Consider the following 19,847-nt stretch of genomic DNA (forward strand, 5'->3'; position numbering starts at 1 on the left):
AGAAAAAAAATATTTAAATATTAATTTTTTGCTAATTCAACTAATTTATACAACTGATCTAGAGCTTCTCTTGGAGATAAATCATCAACTTTTATCTCATTTAGAGCATCTACTACTGGATGATTATCCATAATTTCAGGAGCTGATGAAAATAATGGTAAATCATCTTCTAATCTTTCAATAGCTCCAGATCTTTCATCCTTTTCAAGCACCTTAAGAACATCTTTTGCTCTTTGAATTACAGATTTAGGAACTCCAGCTAATTGAGCAACATGAATACCAAATGAGCCTTTTGCTTCTCCTGCAACGACAGAATGTAAGAATATGACATTTTCTTCCCACTCTTTTACATCCATTGTATGACATGAAAGTTTATTTAGTTGACCTTTTAAATATGTCAATTCATGATAATGAGTAGCAAATAATGTTCTACAATTTGAAACTTCGTGTAAGTATTCAACACATGCCCAAGCTATAGCTAATCCATCAAAAGTAGCTGTCCCTCGACCTATTTCATCTAAGATTACAAAAGATCTATTCGTTGCTCTGTTTAAAATAGCTGCAGTCTCTACCATTTCAACCATGAATGTTGATTTACCTTTTGATAAATCATCTGAGGCTCCAACTCTAGAAAAGACTTTGTCAACTATACCAATAGTTGCACTCTCTGCTGGCAAATACAAACCAGCTTGAGCCATAATAACAAGTATTGCATTTTGTCTTAAGAAAGTAGATTTACCCGCCATATTAGGACCAGTTAACAACCATAAATTACTGTCCTCTTCCAAGTTACAATCATTAGATATAAAATCTTGATTTTGAGATTTTAAAGACTCTTCAACAACAGGATGCCTTGCAGATTTAACATCAAACACATAGTCATCTGTTATAATTGGACGACAATATGAGTTTTCTTTAGCAAAAATTGCAAAAGATGATGATAAATCAACTTTAGCAAAAGAATTAGATGCTTTTAAGATATGATCTTTATCTTTTAGAACTCTAGCAACTAACTCATCATAAATTTTAAGCTCAATTGCTAAAGATTTCTCTTTTGCATCAATAATCTTAGTTTGCAAATCAGAAAGCTCTACAGTGGTAAACCTAACTGCATTAGCCATTGTTTGCCTATGAATAAATAATTCATCTTCCATAAGAGCATCAGCATTTTTTGCTGTAACCTCTATAAAATAACCAAGCACATTATTATGCTTTATTTTTAACTTATCAATTTTAGTTCTTAGAGAATATTGTCTTTGCAAATCATTTATCATAGCTCTGCTTTCATCTCTAAGCCTCACAAGCTCATCAAATCCTGCATCATATCCTTTAGCAATAAAACCACCATCTCTTGATAACATAGGTAGTTCTGGCTTTAGAGCTCTAGTTAACATATCAATCAATATAGTATGTTGTCCAAAATTTCTTGTTATGTCAATTAAGCATATTGATTGATCTAGCCCATTATGCATATAATTTTTAACAATAGCTACTTTTTCTAATCCTATTTTTAATGCTTGTAAGTCTCTAGGACCTCCTCTACCTACAGCTAATCTACCTATAGCTCTTTCTAAATCTGGCAAGCCTTTTAGAATATCTGTAACTTCATAAGCATATTTCATATTATTCAAGAAGAAATCTATAACATCAAGCCTATCTCTAATTTCAACTTTATCTATAGATGGATTAGATAATCTTTCTACTAAAAGCCTTGTCCCTACTGCTGTTTTTGTCTTTTTCAAAGCAGATAACAAAGAGCCTTTATAATTACCAGATAGTGTTTGAGTAATTTCTAAATTTCTTCTTGTTGATGAGTCCATTTCTAAATAACCACTAGCAAAAACTTTGCTCGGCTTTGATATATGCTTTGCAGTACCTTTTTGTGTTAGGTTAATATAATCAATTAATACTCCACAAGCTGTGATCTCAGCATTTGAAAAAGTTCCCAGAGCATCCACATCTGATATGCTATAGTATTCTAATAAATTCTTTTTGGCATTTAAGAACTCGAACCTTGCATCACTTTGTACTGTTATGTTATCTTTCCAAAAATTAAATGTTTCATATAACTCATCATCTTCATAAATTCTATTAGGCAATAAAATTTCGCTTGGATTAATCCTCGCTAAGTTTGCATCAATATCTCTTTCATATATATCACAAACAAAAAAATCCCCTGTTGATATATCCATCCATGCACAAGCATATTCAGAGTTATTTAAACAAACAATACTTGCTAAATAGTTATTACTATCAGAGTTTAATAGATTATCCTCTGTAATAGTCCCTGGAGTAACAATTCTGACAACATCTCTTTTAACAATAGCTGAAGAGCCTCTTTTTTTAGCCTCTGCCACTGATTCAACCTGCTCACATATTGCAACTTTATAACCATGCTTTGTTAATTTAGCTAAATAACTTTCATAAGCATGGAACGGTACTCCACACATTGGTATATCTTGTCCATCTGTTTTGCCTCTTTTTGTTAAAGTAATATCTAGCACTTTAGATGCTATTATTGCATCGTCCATAAATAATTCGTAAAAATCACCCATTCTATAAAAAAGCAGACAATCTTCATGTCTCTCTTTTACTTCTAAATACTGAGCCATCATTGGAGTTAGTTTTTTAGTAGCCATATTTTAATTTAACTCTTCCTCTTTTGTATCCTCAACCTCAAAATCAAATGTAGTAGCTATATACTTAATAGTATCTAGCATTTTCTTTCTAAGATTAGGATCTAAAATTTTTCTATATGCTTTCACTAGATCTAAAGCTTCTCTATTCATAACTTCATTTTCATCACAATCATAACTGTCATTATCATCACACAGCCTTCTTTTATTGTAATTTCTTGGTAAATCTTTGAAAAAGAAAGAAACTGTAGTATCTAACATAACAGACATTTCATAAAGTCTGCTTGCTCCTATTCTGTTTTTACCTGTTTCATACTTCTGAACTTGTTGAAAAGTTATTCCTAAATAGCTAGCTAATTCCGACTGAGAAATACCTAGACTAACTCTTCTTTTTCTAATATTTTGCCCAACATGTATATCAATTGGATGAGCTTCTGTAGTCATATTTTTACTCCTTAAAATACAATTATAAGTTTAGTTACTCAATATTATACAACTATGAGTTAAATTGCAAGAATATTTTTCTCTTGTTTTTTCAAATAATAAGTGTTAATTCTGTTTTATGGTATCATTAAACAAAATAAAAACTTTAAGAGGTGAGACTTCTCCTTTAGGAGCAAGCATAAAAAGGAATGGTGTTAACTTTTCTATAGCTTCAAAAACAGCTCAAGAAGTGTATTTATGCTTATTCTCGGAAGAGAAAGAAACTCATAAGATTAAGCTCCATAAAACAGGTCATGTATTTCATATATTTGTAGAAGGCATTAAAGCTGGTCAGTTATATGGATACAGAGCAAAAGGTCAATATTTACCTGAAAAAGGATTAAGATTTAACTTTAATAAATTACTTATAGACCCATATGCAAAAGAGCTATATGGAGAGATAGTTCATACTCCTGATAATAAGGATAACAATGATACAGATAATAAAAACAATATACCTAAATCTGTAGTTATTGATACAAATTTTGATTGGGAAGAAGTTTTAAAACCTCAAACACCATTAAAAGATACAATAATATATGAATCTCATATTAAAGGCATGACAATGCTACATCCAGATGTTCCTAAAGAACACAAAGGAAAGTTTTTAGGAATGTGTCATGACTCTATTATAAAACACCTTAAGGATCTTGGAATAACAGCTATAGAGGTTATGCCTATACAAAAATTTATATCAGAAGAATTTCTCATAGACAAAAAACTATCTAATTATTGGGGATACAGTCCTCTTAACTACTTCTCCATACATAATGATTACGGAACACTAAATGAGTTTAAGTATATGGTAAAGAAATATCATGAAAATGGCTTAGAAGTAATAATGGATGTAGTTTACAATCATACATGTGAAGGAAATGATGAAGGAGCCACCTACTCTTTTAAAGGTATAGATAACCCCTCTTATTATATACTAGCTAAAGATGCTATTGCATGTAATTATGAAAACCATACCGGTTGTGGAAATAGCTTCAATATTGATAGTGAAATAGGCTTAAAAATAGTTATTGATAGTATTTTATACTTTTCAGAAGAATGCAAAATAGATGGTTTTAGATTTGATTTAGCTACTACTTTATTAAGAGATTTAGGAACCCTTGATAAATCTAGACTCTTAACAGAAATTGCGAGCAATAAAAAACTAGCTAATTTAAAGCTTATAGCGGAGCCTTGGGACATAGGACCTAACGGGTATCAACTAGGTAGATTTAAGAGTAAATTCTGCGAATGGAACGACTCATTCAGAAACGGTGCTAGAGCATTCTGGAAAGGTGATGAATGCGAGGTAAAAAACTTTGCTAAAAACATTTCAGGTAGCGAAAATATCTTTAAAAATCATGAGCATGGAGCATTGTCTTCAATTAACTTTATAACTTCACATGATGGTTTTACTCTTGAGGATTTAGTATCGTACAACGATAAACATAATGATGCAAACCTTGAAGAAAATCGCGATGGAAATAACTATAACCTATCATGCAATTATGGAATAGAAGGCAAGACTTCTAATAAAGAAATAAATAAGTTAAGGCTTAGACAAAAGAAGAATTTAATAACTACAAACATACTATCAAAAGGTGTCCCTATGATACTCTCTGGAGATGAAGTTGGGAACTCTCAATCAGGAAATAACAATGCTTATTGTCAAGATAATGCAATTGGATGGATAAATTGGGATGAAGTTAAAAAACAAGATTGCGAATTTTATAATTTTATTAAAAATATAATAAAATTCAGAAAAATAAATGGAAAATTAATAAACAACGACTTTCTAACACCAAATAATGCTAAGTGGTATTCATCGACTGGAGATGAAATGACTGATGAATGTTGGGATACACCTTATGTAAAACATCTAAATCTAATAACAGATAATAAGTTTATATTTTTATTCAATTCTCATACAGAAGATATTGAATTTAAACTACCTTATACAGTATCAGGCAAGATTATACTAGATACCTATTCAAAAGATAGTTTCAATAAAAAAATATTAAACATATCATCTTCTGTATTAGTAAGAAATAGAAGTATCGTAGTAATAAAAATTAAATAGGAGAATATATAATGAGTAATGAAAAAGATATGAAAACAGCTTTTGATTTTTTTAATATAGATTCTGATTACTATGATGCAATGGGGGGGCATCATACTTTGAGTCATGATTATAAAGTTAAATTTTTAAATATTTTTGGTTTAAAAGAAAATAATATTCAGGAAGAGTTAGAGAAACTACAAAACAAGGTTTGGCTTACCCCTCTTGAGCCAATATATGTAATAAGAGAAAACAAATCAGAGTTTAGAATCTACTTTTATGAAAAAGTAAATTTCGACTATAATCAAGCACAGCTTTATATCAACAAGACTCCCTACCCTGTAAGCTGGCCAGGCAAAAGCTCTGAATATAGGCTAATTGGCAAAGATATATACCATAAGCACTATTTTGATATTCCTCATTTAGATATAGGATACCACTCTATAGAACTAGTTATAAATAATAAAAAACATAAATCAACATTGGTGATAGCTCCAGAGTTTAGCTATTTACCAGAAGATATAGAAAATGGTAAAAATATAGGAATAGCTTGTCATTTATATTCTTTACACTCTAAGAATTCTCAAGGTATTGGAGATTTTTCAGACTTAAGCAAAATCTTAAAGAAAACAAAAATCGCTGGAGGAAACATATTATTAACTCAACCAAGTCATTATACATCCATTTTAACAGATGACAATCAAAGTCCCTACTATCCTTTAAGCAGATTATTTTTAAACCCTTTATATATTGATTTAAAGCAATTAGGGATAAAAATAAAAAACAACCTTAATTTAGGAAGCTATGTAGATTATAATCAGGTTATAGAATATAAAATTCCACTTTTAAAAAAATACTTTAAAAAATTCACTTCAGATAAATCTTTTATTCAGTTCAAAAAGAGTAATAAAATGCTAGAAAGTTTTGCTTGTTTTTGTACATTATATGAAAAACATGACAAAATATCTTGGAGAGACTGGCCTAAAGAGTATCAAAAGCCCAATACTAAAGCTATAAAAGAGTTTATATCAAAAAACAAATCAGAAATAGATTTTCATAAGTTTTTACAATATATAGCTTCTCAGCAGTTAGAAGATAATTATAAATTAACTCAAGAGTTAAACATGAGTATTGGTTTGTGTAATGATTTAGCTCTAGGAGCTGGACATCATAGCTTTGAAGCCTGGTATTACTCTAAGAGTTTTGTTTTTAATGCAGAAGTCGGAGCTCCGCCAGATGAAATGAATATACAAGGACAAAGTTGGGGCTTCCCTCCTTATAACCCCATTGAACTAAGAAAATCTGCTTATAAAGTATATATAGATTTACTTAAAAAGAACATGAAACATTTTGGAGCAATAAGAATAGATCATGCAATGCATATTCTGAGATTATATTGGAACATTAGTAAAAAGCATAATGATATGATAGGCTCTTATGTGTATTATAATATTGATGAGATTCTAGGTATAATAGCTTTAGAAAGCCACCTGAACAAATGTATTGTAATAGCAGAAGACTTAGGAACTGTAGCAGAAGGTTTTAGAGAAAGGTTAAAAGAAGAAAAGATATTAACAACTAAAGAGTTATATTTTGAATTGGATGAAAATAGAGATTTCAAAAATCCAGAAGAAGAATATGAAAAATTATCAATATCTACAATACATACTCACGATACAGCAACTGTTGAAGGCTATATAAGAAATCATGATTTAGATATTCAGTATAATTTAGGAATTTTAAACAAATCACAATATAAGTCAGAGAAACTAGCAAGACAAACAGCAATTAAACACTTGTTAGAAAAGCATAATACAAATGACAAAAAAGAATTAAAATCTATCTTTAATAATATGATAATAAATTCAAAATCATGCATTAGCTTACTATACATTGATGATTTTACAGATGAACTAGAACAGTTAAATTTACCGGGAACAACTCATGAACATAGGAATTGGAGTCATAAGTTAAGCAAGTCTTTAGAAGAAATTGAGATAAAATTTGAAAAAAAGCTTGATAAATTTTAAAATATAAGGTATAAAATAGTTCTTGAAAAAAGGCGCGGTGGCGGAGAGGCTACGCAGAGGTCTGCAAAACCTTGTACACCGGTTCGAGTCCGGTCCGCGCCTCCATAAAAAAGCAACCCTTTTGGGTTGTTTTTTTGTGGTCTGGTCGGTCGTGACGAGAACCGCAGGTTCGACAATTGTTCTTCATTTCGCAGGACAGAGTCCGCACGAAATGTTAGAAATTGCAACTTTTAGAAATGCGAAGCATTGAATAAAAGAAGTCCTAGGTCCGCACCTCCATAAAAAAGCAACCCTTTTGGGTTGTTTTTTTTGTGGTCTGGTCGGTCGTGACGAGAACCGCAGGTTCGACAATTGTTCTTGATTTTAAAAATATATTAGTCTATAAATTATATTAATAATTAAAAACTTAATTAATGTATAGGTAAAACACAATGCTTCCACAAGAAATTATAATAAAGAAAAGAAAAAAACAAAAACTCTCAAAAGAAGATATACAAGAATTTATAGATGATATAATATCAAATACAGCTGACGATGCTCAGATAGCGGCATTTACCATGGAAGTATTATTAAACAAGCTTTCAAAAGAAGAAAGAGTTAATTTAACCATGGCAATGGCTAACTCTGGTAAAGTTTTAAGCTATAAAGATTTAAATTTGAAAAAACCAATTATAGACAAGCACTCTACAGGTGGAGTTGGAGATAAAGTATCACTAATGTTAGCTCCTATAGTTGCATGTTTAGGAATATGCAACCCTATGATTGCTGGCAGAGGCTTAGGTCATACCGGAGGAACTATAGATAAACTAGAATCAATTCCAGGATATAACTGCTACCCTAATGAGAAACAATTTAAAAAAGTAATAAAGAATGTCGGTTGTGGAATCATGGGAGCAACAAAAGATATAGCTCCTGCAGATAAAAAAATGTATGCAATAAGAGATATCTCTGGAACAGTTGAGTCTATGGACTTAATAACCGCATCTATATTATCTAAAAAACTTGCTGCCGGATTAGAAGGCTTAGTTATGGATGTCAAATTTGGCAATGGAGCTTTTATGGAAAATAAAAGAAAAGCAAAAAAGCTTGCTAAATATATAGAGTCTGTAGGAAAAGGAGCAAATCTAAAAATAAAAGCTATACTAACAGATATGAATTCAGTATTAGGGAGAAATGTCGGAAACTCTCTTGAAGTAATTGAGGCAATTGATTTCTTAGAAGGGAATTATGATAAAAAGTTATATAAAGTAACTGAGAAACTAGCTGTAGAAATGTTGCTATTAGGTAACATTTATAAAAATAGAAAGCATGCTAAAGAAGCAATTTATAAAGTAATTCACAATGGCGAAGCATTAAATAAGTTCCAAGAAATGGTTTCTGCCATGGGAGGACCCAAAAACCTATCTAAAAAAGATTTAAAAATAGCTAAATATAAAAAAGATATATACCCTCAAAAAACAGGTAGAGTTAAAAAAATAGATACTCATGCAATAGGAATTGCTTTAATAGAGTTAGGTGGCGGAAGAACAGATCCAGAACAAGATATAGACTCTTCTGTTGGGTTTGAAAACTTTTGCCAAATTGGAGAAAAAATAGGTAAAAACATAAAACCAATAGCTACTATTTATGCAAATAAAAAAGAGGATATCAACAAAATTTCAAAGACATTAATACTAAGTGTAAAAAATTAAAACTTTTATTGCTTTCCTCTTGTTTTTATGATATATTATTTCTTTAAATAAAGGATGTAATATGTCAAAAAACAAAATGATTCAAAATGTAAGAAGAAGGTTAAACCGAATTCATATATTATCTGATGATAGAGAAAAAATGAGTGGAATACACGATTTGAAAAAATCTATAGATGAGCAAATAGAAAATCAAAGCAAAGCTTTTCAAGCACACTTAGCAAAAACTTTAATCAACAATGGTGTAAAAATGAATTACTTTGCTGATACTTTTTTGAAAAATTCATATCCTAGACTAATACCGGATTTAATAGATACTCTTAATCAATGTGATGACTTTAAGGTAAATGAAATAGCAGATTTAGCTATTGAGCTTACAGAATCTGATGTTCTAATAGAAACTTTTATGGAACTAATGAATTGTGAAGATTTTAAAATAAATGATTATGCGGAAAAAGCTATGAAAAAATGCTCATCACCTGTTGAACTATATTTTTTAGTTTCTATTATGGAAAGAGATAGTGAATTTGATAAAAACAAGTTTCACGATATAGCTGAAGAAATTACTTCAGATGGAAGGAGAAAGAAATTAAAGAGATCTAAGCAAACTGATACTAAGAAAATAATAACCTGTAGTTATTAATTATAAAAAAGAGATATAAATTTATCTCTTTTTTTTATTTATTGAATTAATTGAAAAAAACACAATTTTTATGTTGATAAAAATTTAACTTTTATGTATAAGATAACTATATACATAAAATTAATAAGGAATAAATAAAATGGAAGAAATTGAAGATTTAATGGGATACGGCAAAATGGTTGAAAAATCTTTAAAAGCTGTTGTTAGAGAAAGTTTGAAAAAGGTTGAAAAAGATGGGCTTATGGGCTCTCATCATTTTTTTATAACTTTTAAAACCAATGCTAAAGATGTTTCAATATCAGAAACTTTAAAAAACAAGTACCCAGATGAGATGACAATAGTTCTACAACATCAATTTTATGATTTACAAGTTGATGCATCTCAGTTCTCTGTAACTCTAGGTTTTAACGGAGTAAATGAAACTTTAGTTGTTCCTTTTAATTCTATTGTAGTTTTTGCCGACCCTTCTGTAGAGTTCGTACTACAATTTCAACATCTAAGTGAAGGTGAAGCTGAAGAAATAATGGGAGAAGCTGAAATAAACAAAGCCTCTCTTTTAGAAGAAGATAACTTCAAGCCTGCAGAGATAGTATCTCTAGATTTTAAAAAGAAAAAAGTAAATAAATAAAGGAGCGAATTCTAATGAATTCTAGTAAAAATAGAAGTAAAACAACAAAAAGACAAACAAAAATTATAGCAACTCTAGGACCATCATCATCTACTTATGAAGAGATTGAAAATATTTTCTTAGCTGGTGCAGATGTTTTCAGATTAAATTTTTCTCATGCAACATATCCAGAACACCAACAAAGATATGACTACATAAGACAAATAGAAGAAAAACATAATACTCCAATATGTGTTTTTGCAGATATGCAAGGACCAAAAATAAGAGTTGGAACTTTCAAAAATCAGTGTGAGTTATTACAAGTTGGGCAAGAATTTACATTTGATCTAAAAGATGAAGAAGGTGATAACACAAGAGTTAAGCTTCCTCATCCAGAAATTATTAAAGCTGTAGAAGTTGATACTTGCCTATTAGTTGACGACGGCAATATAAGACTTAAAGTTAAATCAAAAAGTGATACACACTTATTGACAGAAGTAATTGTAGGCGGAAAAATTTCAGATAAAAAAGGTGTTAATATTCCAGAAACAATAATTCCAGTTAATGCTCTAACAGAAAAAGATAAAAAAGATTTAGAATATGCTCTTAATATGGGAGTGGATTGGGTAGCTCTTTCTTTTGTTCAAACAAAACAAGATGTAGAATATGCAAAAGAAATCATTAAAGGCAGAGCTCCAATTATATCAAAAATTGAAAAACCATCTGCATTAACTCATTTAGACGAGATCATAGAAGTATCAGATGGTATTATGCTTGCTCGTGGAGATTTAGGTGTTGAAATTCCAGCAGAAAATGTTCCTGTAGTTCAAAAGAAAGTGATTACAAAAGCTAGAAAAGCTGGCAAACCTGTTATTGTAGCAACTCAAATGTTAGAATCAATGACTGAAAGACCAGTACCTACTCGTGCTGAAGCAACTGATGTAGCAACCGCCGTTTATGACGGAGCTGATGCTGTTATGCTATCTGCGGAAACAGCTTCTGGTAACTTCCCTACTGATGCAGTACAAATGATGCAAAAAATAGCTAAAAGAGTTGAAACAGATTCTTTATATATGCAAGAACAAAAAGAGCATTGTTTAACTCCAGATCACTCTAGAGCAGATGCTATTGCTTTCGCAGCATATCAAACAACTGTAGGATTAAACAGCTCTGTTGTAGCAACATTCACAGTTTCTGGTTTCACAACACTAAGAATAGCAAGAGAAAGACCTCCTGTGCCTATTATATCAGTAACAACAGATGCTAAAGTTGCTAGAAAACTTATGTTGGTTTACGGTGTTCAATCATTTATATTCGATAAAGTTGATAGCTTTAAGAAAATGGAAGAAGAAGCTCTAAAAATTGTTAAGAGATATAAGTATGCAGAAGAAGGAGAGAATGTTGTTATCACCGCTAGTTACCCTGTAGAAGACACTGGTGAAACAAATATGATGCATATCGTAAATATTTAATTGTAAAAGAATATTTTTATACAAACTAATTAAAACAACATGAGTTTTGTTTTTTAACTGTATGTCAGTTAAAAAATAATAAACAGAAAGGTAAAAAAATGGATAATGTTACTGCAAACTCTGATGCTTCAAAAGCAAGACTTAGATCTTACATTGAAAGAGTTGAAAGGTTAGAAGAAAATAAAAAAGAAATTGCTGAAGATATTAAAGAAGTATTCAAAGAAGCTAAATCAGAAGGCTTTGATACAAAAATAATGAAGCAAGTTATAAAATTAAGAAAAATGGATGCTGAAGATAGAATTATGCAAGAAGAATTACTTGATATATACAAGCATGCATTAGGAATGATTTTCACAGATCCAACAGAATAAAATTATATTTAATTTTTATTTCAAAAGATTCAAACCCCATTGTAGTACCGATATGTACAAGAATGGGGTTAAATTTTTGCCTAACAATTTATTTAAAATTTTTGATTTTTTTCCAGAACTCTAATCTTTTCTCAATTTCTCTTTCAAACCCTCTAGAGTTAGGAATATATAATTCTGTACCTTTAATTTCCTCTGGAAAGAATTCTTGTCCTGAAAAGGCATGAGGGTAATCATGATCGTATTTATAACCATCGTTATACCCCATATCTTTCATCATTTTTGTAGGAGCATTTAATATATGCATCGGAGGATTTAAATTAGATGTTTGTTTTGCTAGAGACAAAGCTGAATTATAAGCAGAATAAGAAGCATTAGATTTAGGAGCTGTAGCTAAATAACTAACAGCCTGTGCTAAACATATTTCCCCCTGAGGGCTTCCTATTTTTGAGTAAGCCTCCGCTGCAGCTGAGGCTATCAATATACCTTGCGGATCAGCATTCCCAATATCTTCACTAGCAATGATTATTAGTCTTCTGGCAACATATCTCATATCTTCTCCAGCAGCAACCATTCTAGCAAAATAATACATAGCAGCATCCACATCAGATCCTCTTATTGATTTTTGAAAAGCAGATATAAGATTATAATGTTGCTCTCCTGCTTTATCATGATTAGTGTGCTTTTTGTTTAATATATTTTGAATATCTTTTTCTGTTAATTCTTTATCTGTATCAATAGAAAATAATATTTCTAACATATTTAACAAGAACCTACCGTCGTTATGAGCCATAGAAACAACCATATCTCTAGCTTCTTCTGTAAGATTTATCTTTTTATCTTCAAGTCTTTCTGCTCTAGAAATTATTTCTAACAAACTATCTTTATCTAAAGATTTAATAGGAAATACTCTACATCTAGATAAAAGAGCAGAATTAACTTCAAAAGATGGATTCTCTGTGGTAGCACCAACCAAAACTATAGTACCGCTTTCGACTGCATGTAAAAAGGCATCTTGTTGAGATTTATTAAACCTGTGTATTTCATCAATAAATAAAAGAGTACCTTTCCCTTGTTCTCTTCTTATTTCAGCCTGATTAAGAGCTGCCCTAACCTCTTTAACTCCAGATAAAACTGCAGACATAGTCTCAAAATGCAATCCTACTTTACTTGCCAGCAATCTAGCTATAGTGGTTTTACCACAACCAGCAGGTCCCCAAAGTATTAAAGATATAAGCTTATTATTATCTAACATAACTCTAAGAGCCTTATTATCTCCTAGTATATGATTTTGCCCTAAAACTTCATCTAATGTTTCAGGTCTTAATCTCTCTGCTAACGGTGAAAACTTATCTTTATTCATAATAAATAACTTATACAACTTTTTTCTTTTTTTTTCAATATTTTTAATTGACAAAAGTGTATTTCTATATTATTTTTTGTGCATAGTTTTATATAGATAAATAAATAAAAGGAAATAAATATATGTCAGAAATGAAAAGAATTGGTATCCTCACTAGTGGAGGAGACTGTCCTGGTTTAAATGCAGCTATCAGAGCTGTATTTTTAGCTGCTAACAAAAAAGGTTGGGAAGTGTACGGTATAGAAGACTCAACAACTGGATTTGTTGAAGGAAGAATCTATCAACTAACAGAAGATCACTTCGCTGATGGTGTGTTAATGAGATTAGGAGGAACATTCTTAGGATCTACAAACAAAGGTGTTTTAGAAAACACTCTTGCTTTCCATATGCCTGACGGAACTATCAAAGATAGATCTGGTGAACTAAAAGATATGGTGCAAAAATTTAAATTAGACTATGTTATTGGTGTTGGTGGAGACGGAAGTTTCGCAATTATATCTAACTTAGCTAAATTATGTGGATTTAAATTCATTGGTATTCCAAAAACAATCGATAACGATGTAAGCAATACAGAATATTGCATTGGTTTTGATTCAGCTGTTTCTCTAGCTACTAAGGCTGTTGATGACTTACTTCCTACAGCAAAATCTCATAAAAGAGTTCAAGTGCTAGAAGTTATGGGTAGAGGAGCTGGTAATATTGCTCTGAACACTGGTATAGCAGCTGGTGCAGATGTAATTCTTATACCTGAAATACCTTATCATATTGATAATGTAATTAATAAAATTAAATCTGTTCACGATTCTGGAAGAAATTATGCTCTTGTAGTTGTTTCTGAAGCTATTAAAGATTTATCTGGTGCTGAAGTTGCTAAAATGCAAGATGGTATTCCAAGATTTGGCGGAGTTGCAAAACACATCAGAAATGAAATAGAAGAAAGAACAGGACTAGAAACAAGAGAAACTGTTCTTGGTGCAATGCAAAGAGGTTGTGCTCCAGGTGCTAAAGATAGATTAATTGCTTGTGCATTTGGTGCTAAAGCTGTTGATATGATTGCCAAAGGTGAAAACAACAAAATGGTTGCATGGCAAGCTGGTGAAGCTGTATCTATTGATTTAAACGATGGAATTGAAGAATATGGTGCAGTAAAAACTGATGGTCTAGGAGTTAGAACTGCTAGAGCTCTTGACATCTGCTTAGGTGATGAGTAAAATAAAAGAAAATTTAAAGCTCTATAATTAAATATAGAGCTTTTTTTATATAAAAGGACAAATTATTATGCCTAAAAAGAAAAAAGTTAATGTGATAACTATTAAATGGGGAACAGCATATAAAGCTGAAGAAGTTAATAGATTATATAACATGGTAAAAAAGAACACTACATTTGATGTAAACTTTTATTGTTTTACAGAAAAGAAAAAAGGGCTAGATAAAAACATCATTGTTAAGCCGTTACCTAAAATGAATATGAAATTAGCAGATTGTAAGTATGCCTATAGAAAAGAAGCTGGGCTTTGTGATGATAATCTAGGAGATTTAAATGGACAAAGAGTTCTATTCTTTGATTTAGATATGGTTATAACAGATAATATTGACGATTTTTTCACTTTACCTAAAAAAGATGAATTCTACATAATAAATGATTGGCATACAAATGGAACCCATGTTGGACAAGCATCTTGTTACTCTTGGAAAGTGGGGACATTAGGATATATCAAATCATATTTTGAAAAGAATCATAAAGAATGTATAGATAAGTTCTATACAGCTTCTCAAGAATACCTATCTAGTAAAGTTATTGAAAAATACGGTAATCTTAATTTTTGGCCAGAAAAATGGTGTAAAAGCTTTCGTTTCCATTGCTTACCAATAGGTATATTAAGAAGATTTATTTCTCCTAAGTTACCTGAAGGAGCTAAAATATTAGCATTTCACGGCTCACCTAAAGTTGATGATGCTATCGCTGGAATATGGGGTGGTCATAAAGATGCCCTAGGGAAGAAAAAGAACATATGGTGGAAAAAGCTGTTATATAAGAACCTAAGACCTGCTACTTGGGTAAAAGAATATTTTTAAATAAAAAGCTCCTAAAAAGGAGCTTTTTTAATAATCATATTTATTAATACTATTTAATAAACTTGATTTTATTTAATTTTTTATAAACATCTTCAGGAGTTAAATCTTTTAAATGCTCGACTTTCATAAAATCTACTTTATCTCCCGGAGGCAAAGATGCTTCGTTTGATTCTGTAGAAGCATATAAAACTAATGTAGGGCAATTAGCAACACCTGACATAATAGCTGGACCTGTATCATTAGATACACATAAAGAAGCCTTTTTACAAATCTCTCCAAGCTCGAATATATTTGTTTTAGAAGTTAAATCTATAGCCATTGAACAGTGATTCATTATCTCTGAGTTCTCTTTTTTCTCTGCTTTTGTTCCTATTAGAACAGGAGTATAGCCATGTTTAGCATACAACATATTTGCCAGTCTAGCATAAGATAAAGAAGACCATCTTTTTAAAGGTCTATGTGCAGAACAACCAGCAACTATTAAAACATATTTTTCTGGTAAATTAAATTTATTAATATCTTCATTTAACCAATCTAGATTAGGTTTCTCTTTATTAGGCAAAAGTTTTCTTTTAGGATATACATTAAATATTCTAAATTTCATTTTAGTAAACCTGCACCAGTCTGGCTTTTTTAGAGGAAATAGTAACCAATAATAAAACTTCATCCTATCATTACATTGCATATCAGCAACAAGATCTATACTTTTGAATCTGTATCTCAGTCTTTTATAAAACTCAAATATCTTCTTTAAGTTTTTCTTATTAATGTCTTTTTTCTTCACTCTATCATCTATTATAATTCTATCAAAATAGCCTGTTTTCTTAGCCATTTCCTTAAAAGGTTTAGTAGTTAATAAAGTAATTCTAGCATTAGGATACCTCTCTCTTATATACTTCATATCACCTAAAGCAAATAAAAAATCTCCGAAAGCAGAAAGCTTAATTATTAAAATATTTTTGTATTCTTTCATAAAGTAATTATTCATCCTCTAATAATGAGTTATAAACAGAAAATAAAGATTTTATCATAACATCTGATGAAAAATTCTCTTTAACATGTTTTTTAGCCTTATTTGCAAACATAGTTTTTTGTCTTGCAGTCATTTTCAAATATTTTTCTATATTATCAGCCAAAGCCTTAGAATCTTCTTTATCTATTAAAGCTCCGACTTTACCATCAACAACAGTTTCTAAAAAGCCTCCCAATTTGGTTGCTATAACAGGTCTCCCCATAGCAAAAGCTTCAATTGGAACTCTACCGAAACCTTCCTCTACAACTGAAAGGCAAGCTACAACATCAGATATTGTATAAGCTGTAGGCATATCATTTGTTCCACTTATCATATAGAAATTATCTTTTAAATCATTTTTTGCAATCTCATCTAAAAGCATTTGTGAGTATTCAACTCTCCCTTGATCAGATCCTAAAAAAACATAAGATACATCATTTATTCCTCTATCTTTAAGAATCTTAGCGGCTTCAATAAGAGTTTTTTGCCCTTTAATTTTAGATAATCTACCTGGGCAAAGCACAACAGGATTACCTTCTGGAATATGCCAATCATTGATAATCTTCGACATAGTTTCATTAGTAACTTTTTCTGGATTGAATTTTTCTAATTCAACTCCTCTAATTACAACATCAATCTTAGAGTTATCTAAAGCATAATTTTCATTTATATATTTCTTGATAAATTTTGATATAGAAACTACTCTATCTCCTTTTGCCATAACAGAGTTATATTTTCTCTTTATGCGATTTGAAAATTTATATTTAGCATGAAAAGTTGTTACAAATTTAGCTGTAGATTTTTTACAAGCAAAGTAACAAGACCAAGCAGGAGCTCTACTTCTAGCATGAACTATATCAACATCATACTCTTTTATAAGTTTTTTTAGAGCAAAAACATTTGAAATCATTTTAAAAACATTTTTTGTATGAACAGGAAGTTTAATATGATGAGCCTTAGCTATCATAATCTCATCTGCTATCTTGCCACCATTTGACACAACAATAGATTTACCTCCAGCTTTTGTTATAGCTTTAGATACATCTGCAGTACCTCTTTCTACTCCACCCTGTTCTAAATTAGGCAGAACCTGCATTATAACAGCAGGTTGACCATTTGCTTTTTCCAATAAATATTTTGACATTATATTTCTTTCTATTTTTCTTCTAGCATAGCTGTTAATTTTTCTGCTTCATCAGCAGCTATTAACGAGTTAACAATCTCTAACACTACTTCTTCATCACCCATCATAAATTTATCTAATTTATATAGGGTTAAATTGATTCTATGGTCTGAGACTCTACCTTGAGGGAAATTATAAGTTCTAATTCTTTCAGATCTATCTCCAGAACCAACCTGAGACTTTCTATTTGCAGATCTTTCAGCATCAGCAATAGCTCTTTGATGGTCATATAATCTAGCTCTTAGAATCTTCATACCTTTAGCTCTATTTTTGTGTTGAGACTTTTCATCTTGTTGAGAAACTACAATGCCTGTAGGTATATGAGTAATTCTAACAGCACTATCTGTTGTATTAACACACTGACCTCCTGGACCAGAGGCTCTATAAGTATCGATTCTTAAATCTTTATCTTCTATATGAATATCAACATCTTCTGCTTCTGGCAAAACAGCTACTGTAGCAGCAGAAGTATGCACTCTCCCGCCACTTTCTGTTTTAGGGACTCTTTGAACACGATGCACTCCTGATTCATACTTAAGCTTAGCAAACACATCTGTTCCAGAAATATTGGCTGTTGCTTCTTTGAAGCCCCCTATTCCTGTTTCAGAAATTTCCATAACTTCAAACTTCCAACCTTGAGTTCTAGCAAAATTTTGATACATATGGAATAATTCGGCAGCAAATAAAGCAGCCTCATCCCCACCTGTTCCTGCTCTAACCTCAAGAATAGCATTTTTTTCATCCGCTTCATCTTTTGGGATAAGAGCAATCTGAATATCTTTTTCCATTTCAGGTATTCTTTTTTGCAAATCAATTAACTCTGAATGAGCCATATCTTTCATTTCTGGATCTTCCAGCATAGACTTCAAGTCTTCAATTTCACTTAAAGATGATTGATATGCTTGTATTTTTTCAACTACAGAGCTAAGGCTTGAATGCTCTTTAGAAAGAGCGACTAATTCTTTACCATCCAGATTACTAGAGTCAGCCAACTTTGCATTGAGCTCTTCGTATCTGTGTAAGATTGGATCTAATTTTTCTTGTAACTTCATAATAGAGATTTATATCAAAAATTAATAATAAAATCAAGGGAAAATATACTTATTAATCTTCTTTATTAACTTTTCTATATCTTTCTTTTCTTAGGTTTCTATTAGAAAGAGAAATGTAACCTGTAGCTTCTCCATTTTCACCTAAAGATTTTAGCTGCTTCCCTTTGTAAATCAAAGAAACTCCACCAGCATTACCTGCATTTAATATCAAATCTTTTTTATTTGGAACAATAATTTTATCATTTTTATAAAAAGTACCAACAAATACACTTTTTCTTTCATCATTGTCGTAAACATCAATCCATGATGTATCATCTAAAGATATAGTTAGCAGAGAATCTTTAATAAACCTTTGACCATAAACAGAAGGCTCTTGCATTACTATTTCTTCTATACTTATTTGATGAGGATTAAGCATTGTCTTTTCGACCTCAACAACTTCTTCAACCTCCTCGGGCATTTTTTCAACTTCTAAAGAATCTTCCTCAATAAAATCTACTTTGTTATCAATAACAACAGGCATATCATTGGATTCAATAACCTCTTCCTCTGATACAATTGATGAAGTATTATACTCCACAACATCTGCGGTTTTATTAAACACTGAAAATAAAATTACTATAAGAGTTATAATTACAGCTAAAACAATTAATCCTAGATTACTAAAATCACCATTTTCTTGATGTATAAGTTTTTCATAAACAGGCTTTTTCTTCTTAATTGGCTCTATTTCTTGCCCCATTCTATTAAAGACATGAGCTTTTTTATTAGAGAATTGCTCTTTTATTAGCTGCTTAACAACATCATCACCATCTAACCCTAAATAATTTGCATAATTTTTAACAAATCCTGTCATATATGCATCACCAGGAAATTTAGAGTAATCATCATGCTCAATACCTTCAAGATATTTAACACTTATCTTAAGATCTTCTGAGATTGTTTTTAATTTGATTTTTTGTCTTTTTCTGGCATCCTGAATAACACAGCCGACAGTAAGGCCTAGTTCTAAAGTTTCTGTAATTTGTCTTTCATGATTATCAGTCATAAGTATCCACCCTTTTAATAAAAAGAAATGGTGGCCTCGGCCGGACTTGAACCGGCACGTCCAAAGGACACACGATTTTAAGTCGTGGGCGTCTACCAATTCCGCCACGAGGCCATTAATGCCATTTGAGAAA

16 protein-coding genes and 2 tRNA genes are annotated in these 19,847 nt (G+C 30.9%); 10 read left to right on the plus strand and 8 right to left on the minus strand.

Annotation, left to right across the window (positions count from 1 at the left end):
- Nucleotides 1–20 precede the first annotated feature (20 nt).
- Together mutS and OIF36_03345 are read right to left on the minus strand one after the other, a co-directional pair.
- The gene (gene mutS, locus OIF36_03340; protein MCV6599496.1) at nt 21–2,639 is read right to left on the minus strand and encodes a DNA mismatch repair protein MutS; all 2,619 of its coding nucleotides are present in this window, start codon (nt 2,637–2,639) and stop codon (nt 21–23) included.
- A 3-nt stretch (nt 2,640–2,642) separates the two neighbouring features.
- Nucleotides 2,643–3,080: a helix-turn-helix transcriptional regulator gene (locus tag OIF36_03345; GenBank protein MCV6599497.1), complete on the minus strand. Its 438-nt coding sequence runs from the start codon at nt 3,078–3,080 to the stop codon at nt 2,643–2,645.
- A gap of 118 nt (nt 3,081–3,198) precedes the next feature.
- Here OIF36_03345 and glgX point away from each other — a divergent pair, with 118 nt between their 5' ends.
- The 8 genes from glgX (at nt 3,199) to OIF36_03385 (ending at nt 11,983) form a co-directional block, all read left to right on the plus strand.
- A complete protein-coding gene (gene glgX, locus OIF36_03350) occupies nt 3,199–5,193 on the plus strand; it encodes a glycogen debranching protein GlgX (protein MCV6599498.1) in 1,995 nt (664 codons plus the stop codon).
- 11 nt (nt 5,194–5,204) lie between these two features.
- A complete protein-coding gene (gene malQ / locus OIF36_03355) occupies nt 5,205–7,202 on the plus strand; it encodes a 4-alpha-glucanotransferase (protein ID MCV6599499.1) in 1,998 nt (665 codons plus the stop codon).
- A 31-nt stretch (nt 7,203–7,233) separates the two neighbouring features.
- Nucleotides 7,234–7,307 (plus strand) — tRNA-Cys (locus OIF36_03360).
- Nucleotides 7,308–7,633: 326 nt separating this feature from the next.
- Nucleotides 7,634–8,893: a thymidine phosphorylase gene (locus OIF36_03365; GenBank protein ID MCV6599500.1), complete on the plus strand. Its 1,260-nt coding sequence runs from the start codon at nt 7,634–7,636 to the stop codon at nt 8,891–8,893.
- 61 nt (nt 8,894–8,954) lie between these two features.
- Nucleotides 8,955–9,533 carry a hypothetical protein gene (locus OIF36_03370; protein ID MCV6599501.1) on the plus strand — a complete coding sequence of 193 codons (579 nt, stop codon included), beginning with the start codon at nt 8,955–8,957 and terminating at the stop codon, nt 9,531–9,533.
- A gap of 139 nt (nt 9,534–9,672) precedes the next feature.
- A complete protein-coding gene (locus OIF36_03375) occupies nt 9,673–10,161 on the plus strand; it encodes a ClpXP protease specificity-enhancing factor SspB (protein MCV6599502.1) in 489 nt (162 codons plus the stop codon).
- 14 nt (nt 10,162–10,175) lie between these two features.
- Entirely contained in the window at nt 10,176–11,612 is a 1,437-nt protein-coding gene (pyk, locus tag OIF36_03380) for a pyruvate kinase (protein ID MCV6599503.1), read from the plus strand.
- Between the two features lie 98 nt (nt 11,613–11,710).
- On the plus strand, nt 11,711–11,983 hold the full coding sequence (locus tag OIF36_03385; GenBank protein MCV6599504.1) for a DUF2312 domain-containing protein: 273 nt from the start codon (nt 11,711–11,713) through the stop codon (nt 11,981–11,983).
- An 88-nt stretch (nt 11,984–12,071) separates the two neighbouring features.
- Here the strand turns inward: OIF36_03385 and OIF36_03390 are convergent, their stop codons facing one another.
- Nucleotides 12,072–13,343 (minus strand): replication-associated recombination protein A, encoded by a 1,272-nt coding sequence (locus OIF36_03390; protein MCV6599505.1) that lies wholly within the window; start codon nt 13,341–13,343, stop codon nt 12,072–12,074.
- A gap of 122 nt (nt 13,344–13,465) precedes the next feature.
- Between OIF36_03390 and OIF36_03395 the strand changes: the two genes are divergently transcribed.
- Both OIF36_03395 and OIF36_03400 read left to right on the plus strand, forming a co-directional pair.
- Nucleotides 13,466–14,554: an ATP-dependent 6-phosphofructokinase gene (locus OIF36_03395; protein MCV6599506.1), complete on the plus strand. Its 1,089-nt coding sequence runs from the start codon at nt 13,466–13,468 to the stop codon at nt 14,552–14,554.
- Between the two features lie 67 nt (nt 14,555–14,621).
- Complete coding sequence (locus OIF36_03400) at nt 14,622–15,419, plus strand: hypothetical protein (protein MCV6599507.1); 798 nt, start codon at nt 14,622–14,624, stop codon at nt 15,417–15,419.
- Nucleotides 15,420–15,468: 49 nt separating this feature from the next.
- Here the strand turns inward: OIF36_03400 and OIF36_03405 are convergent, their stop codons facing one another.
- The 5 genes from OIF36_03405 to OIF36_03425 all read right to left on the minus strand — a co-directional run bounded on the left by OIF36_03405 (nt 15,469) and on the right by OIF36_03425 (nt 19,828).
- Nucleotides 15,469–16,392, minus strand: a complete 924-nt coding sequence (locus OIF36_03405) for a glycosyltransferase family 9 protein (GenBank protein ID MCV6599508.1) — start codon at nt 16,390–16,392, stop codon at nt 15,469–15,471.
- 7 nt (nt 16,393–16,399) lie between these two features.
- A complete protein-coding gene (locus OIF36_03410) occupies nt 16,400–17,575 on the minus strand; it encodes a glycosyltransferase family 4 protein (GenBank protein ID MCV6599509.1) in 1,176 nt (391 codons plus the stop codon).
- An 11-nt stretch (nt 17,576–17,586) separates the two neighbouring features.
- Nucleotides 17,587–18,666, minus strand: a complete 1,080-nt coding sequence (prfA, locus tag OIF36_03415; GenBank protein ID MCV6599510.1) for a peptide chain release factor 1 — start codon at nt 18,664–18,666, stop codon at nt 17,587–17,589.
- Nucleotides 18,667–18,718: 52 nt separating this feature from the next.
- Nucleotides 18,719–19,714: a DUF4115 domain-containing protein gene (locus OIF36_03420; protein ID MCV6599511.1), complete on the minus strand. Its 996-nt coding sequence runs from the start codon at nt 19,712–19,714 to the stop codon at nt 18,719–18,721.
- Between the two features lie 28 nt (nt 19,715–19,742).
- Nucleotides 19,743–19,828 (minus strand) — tRNA-Leu (locus OIF36_03425).
- Nucleotides 19,829–19,847: the final 19 nt, after the last annotated feature.

The organism is Alphaproteobacteria bacterium (assembly GCA_025800285.1).
Classification (GTDB): Bacteria; Pseudomonadota; Alphaproteobacteria; order JAOXRX01; family JAOXRX01; genus JAOXRX01.

Coding starts and splice junctions, on each gene's coding strand:
- OIF36_03345 (MCV6599497.1), bottom strand. CDS start 3,080: ATGACTACAGAAGCTCATCCAATTGATATACATGTTGGGCAAAATATT.
- OIF36_03400 (MCV6599507.1), top strand. CDS start 14,622: ATGCCTAAAAAGAAAAAAGTTAATGTGATAACTATTAAATGGGGAACA.
- OIF36_03375 (MCV6599502.1), top strand. CDS start 9,673: ATGGAAGAAATTGAAGATTTAATGGGATACGGCAAAATGGTTGAAAAA.
- OIF36_03420 (MCV6599511.1), bottom strand. CDS start 19,714: ATGACTGATAATCATGAAAGACAAATTACAGAAACTTTAGAACTAGGC.
- mutS (MCV6599496.1), bottom strand. CDS start 2,639: ATGGCTACTAAAAAACTAACTCCAATGATGGCTCAGTATTTAGAAGTA.
- OIF36_03385 (MCV6599504.1), top strand. CDS start 11,711: ATGGATAATGTTACTGCAAACTCTGATGCTTCAAAAGCAAGACTTAGA.
- OIF36_03365 (MCV6599500.1), top strand. CDS start 7,634: ATGCTTCCACAAGAAATTATAATAAAGAAAAGAAAAAAACAAAAACTC.
- prfA (MCV6599510.1), bottom strand. CDS start 18,666: ATGAAGTTACAAGAAAAATTAGATCCAATCTTACACAGATACGAAGAG.
- OIF36_03395 (MCV6599506.1), top strand. CDS start 13,466: ATGTCAGAAATGAAAAGAATTGGTATCCTCACTAGTGGAGGAGACTGT.
- OIF36_03410 (MCV6599509.1), bottom strand. CDS start 17,575: ATGTCAAAATATTTATTGGAAAAAGCAAATGGTCAACCTGCTGTTATA.
- OIF36_03405 (MCV6599508.1), bottom strand. CDS start 16,392: ATGAAAGAATACAAAAATATTTTAATAATTAAGCTTTCTGCTTTCGGA.
- malQ (MCV6599499.1), top strand. CDS start 5,205: ATGAGTAATGAAAAAGATATGAAAACAGCTTTTGATTTTTTTAATATA.
- OIF36_03390 (MCV6599505.1), bottom strand. CDS start 13,343: ATGAATAAAGATAAGTTTTCACCGTTAGCAGAGAGATTAAGACCTGAA.
- pyk (MCV6599503.1), top strand. CDS start 10,176: ATGAATTCTAGTAAAAATAGAAGTAAAACAACAAAAAGACAAACAAAA.
- glgX (MCV6599498.1), top strand. CDS start 3,199: ATGGTATCATTAAACAAAATAAAAACTTTAAGAGGTGAGACTTCTCCT.
- OIF36_03370 (MCV6599501.1), top strand. CDS start 8,955: ATGTCAAAAAACAAAATGATTCAAAATGTAAGAAGAAGGTTAAACCGA.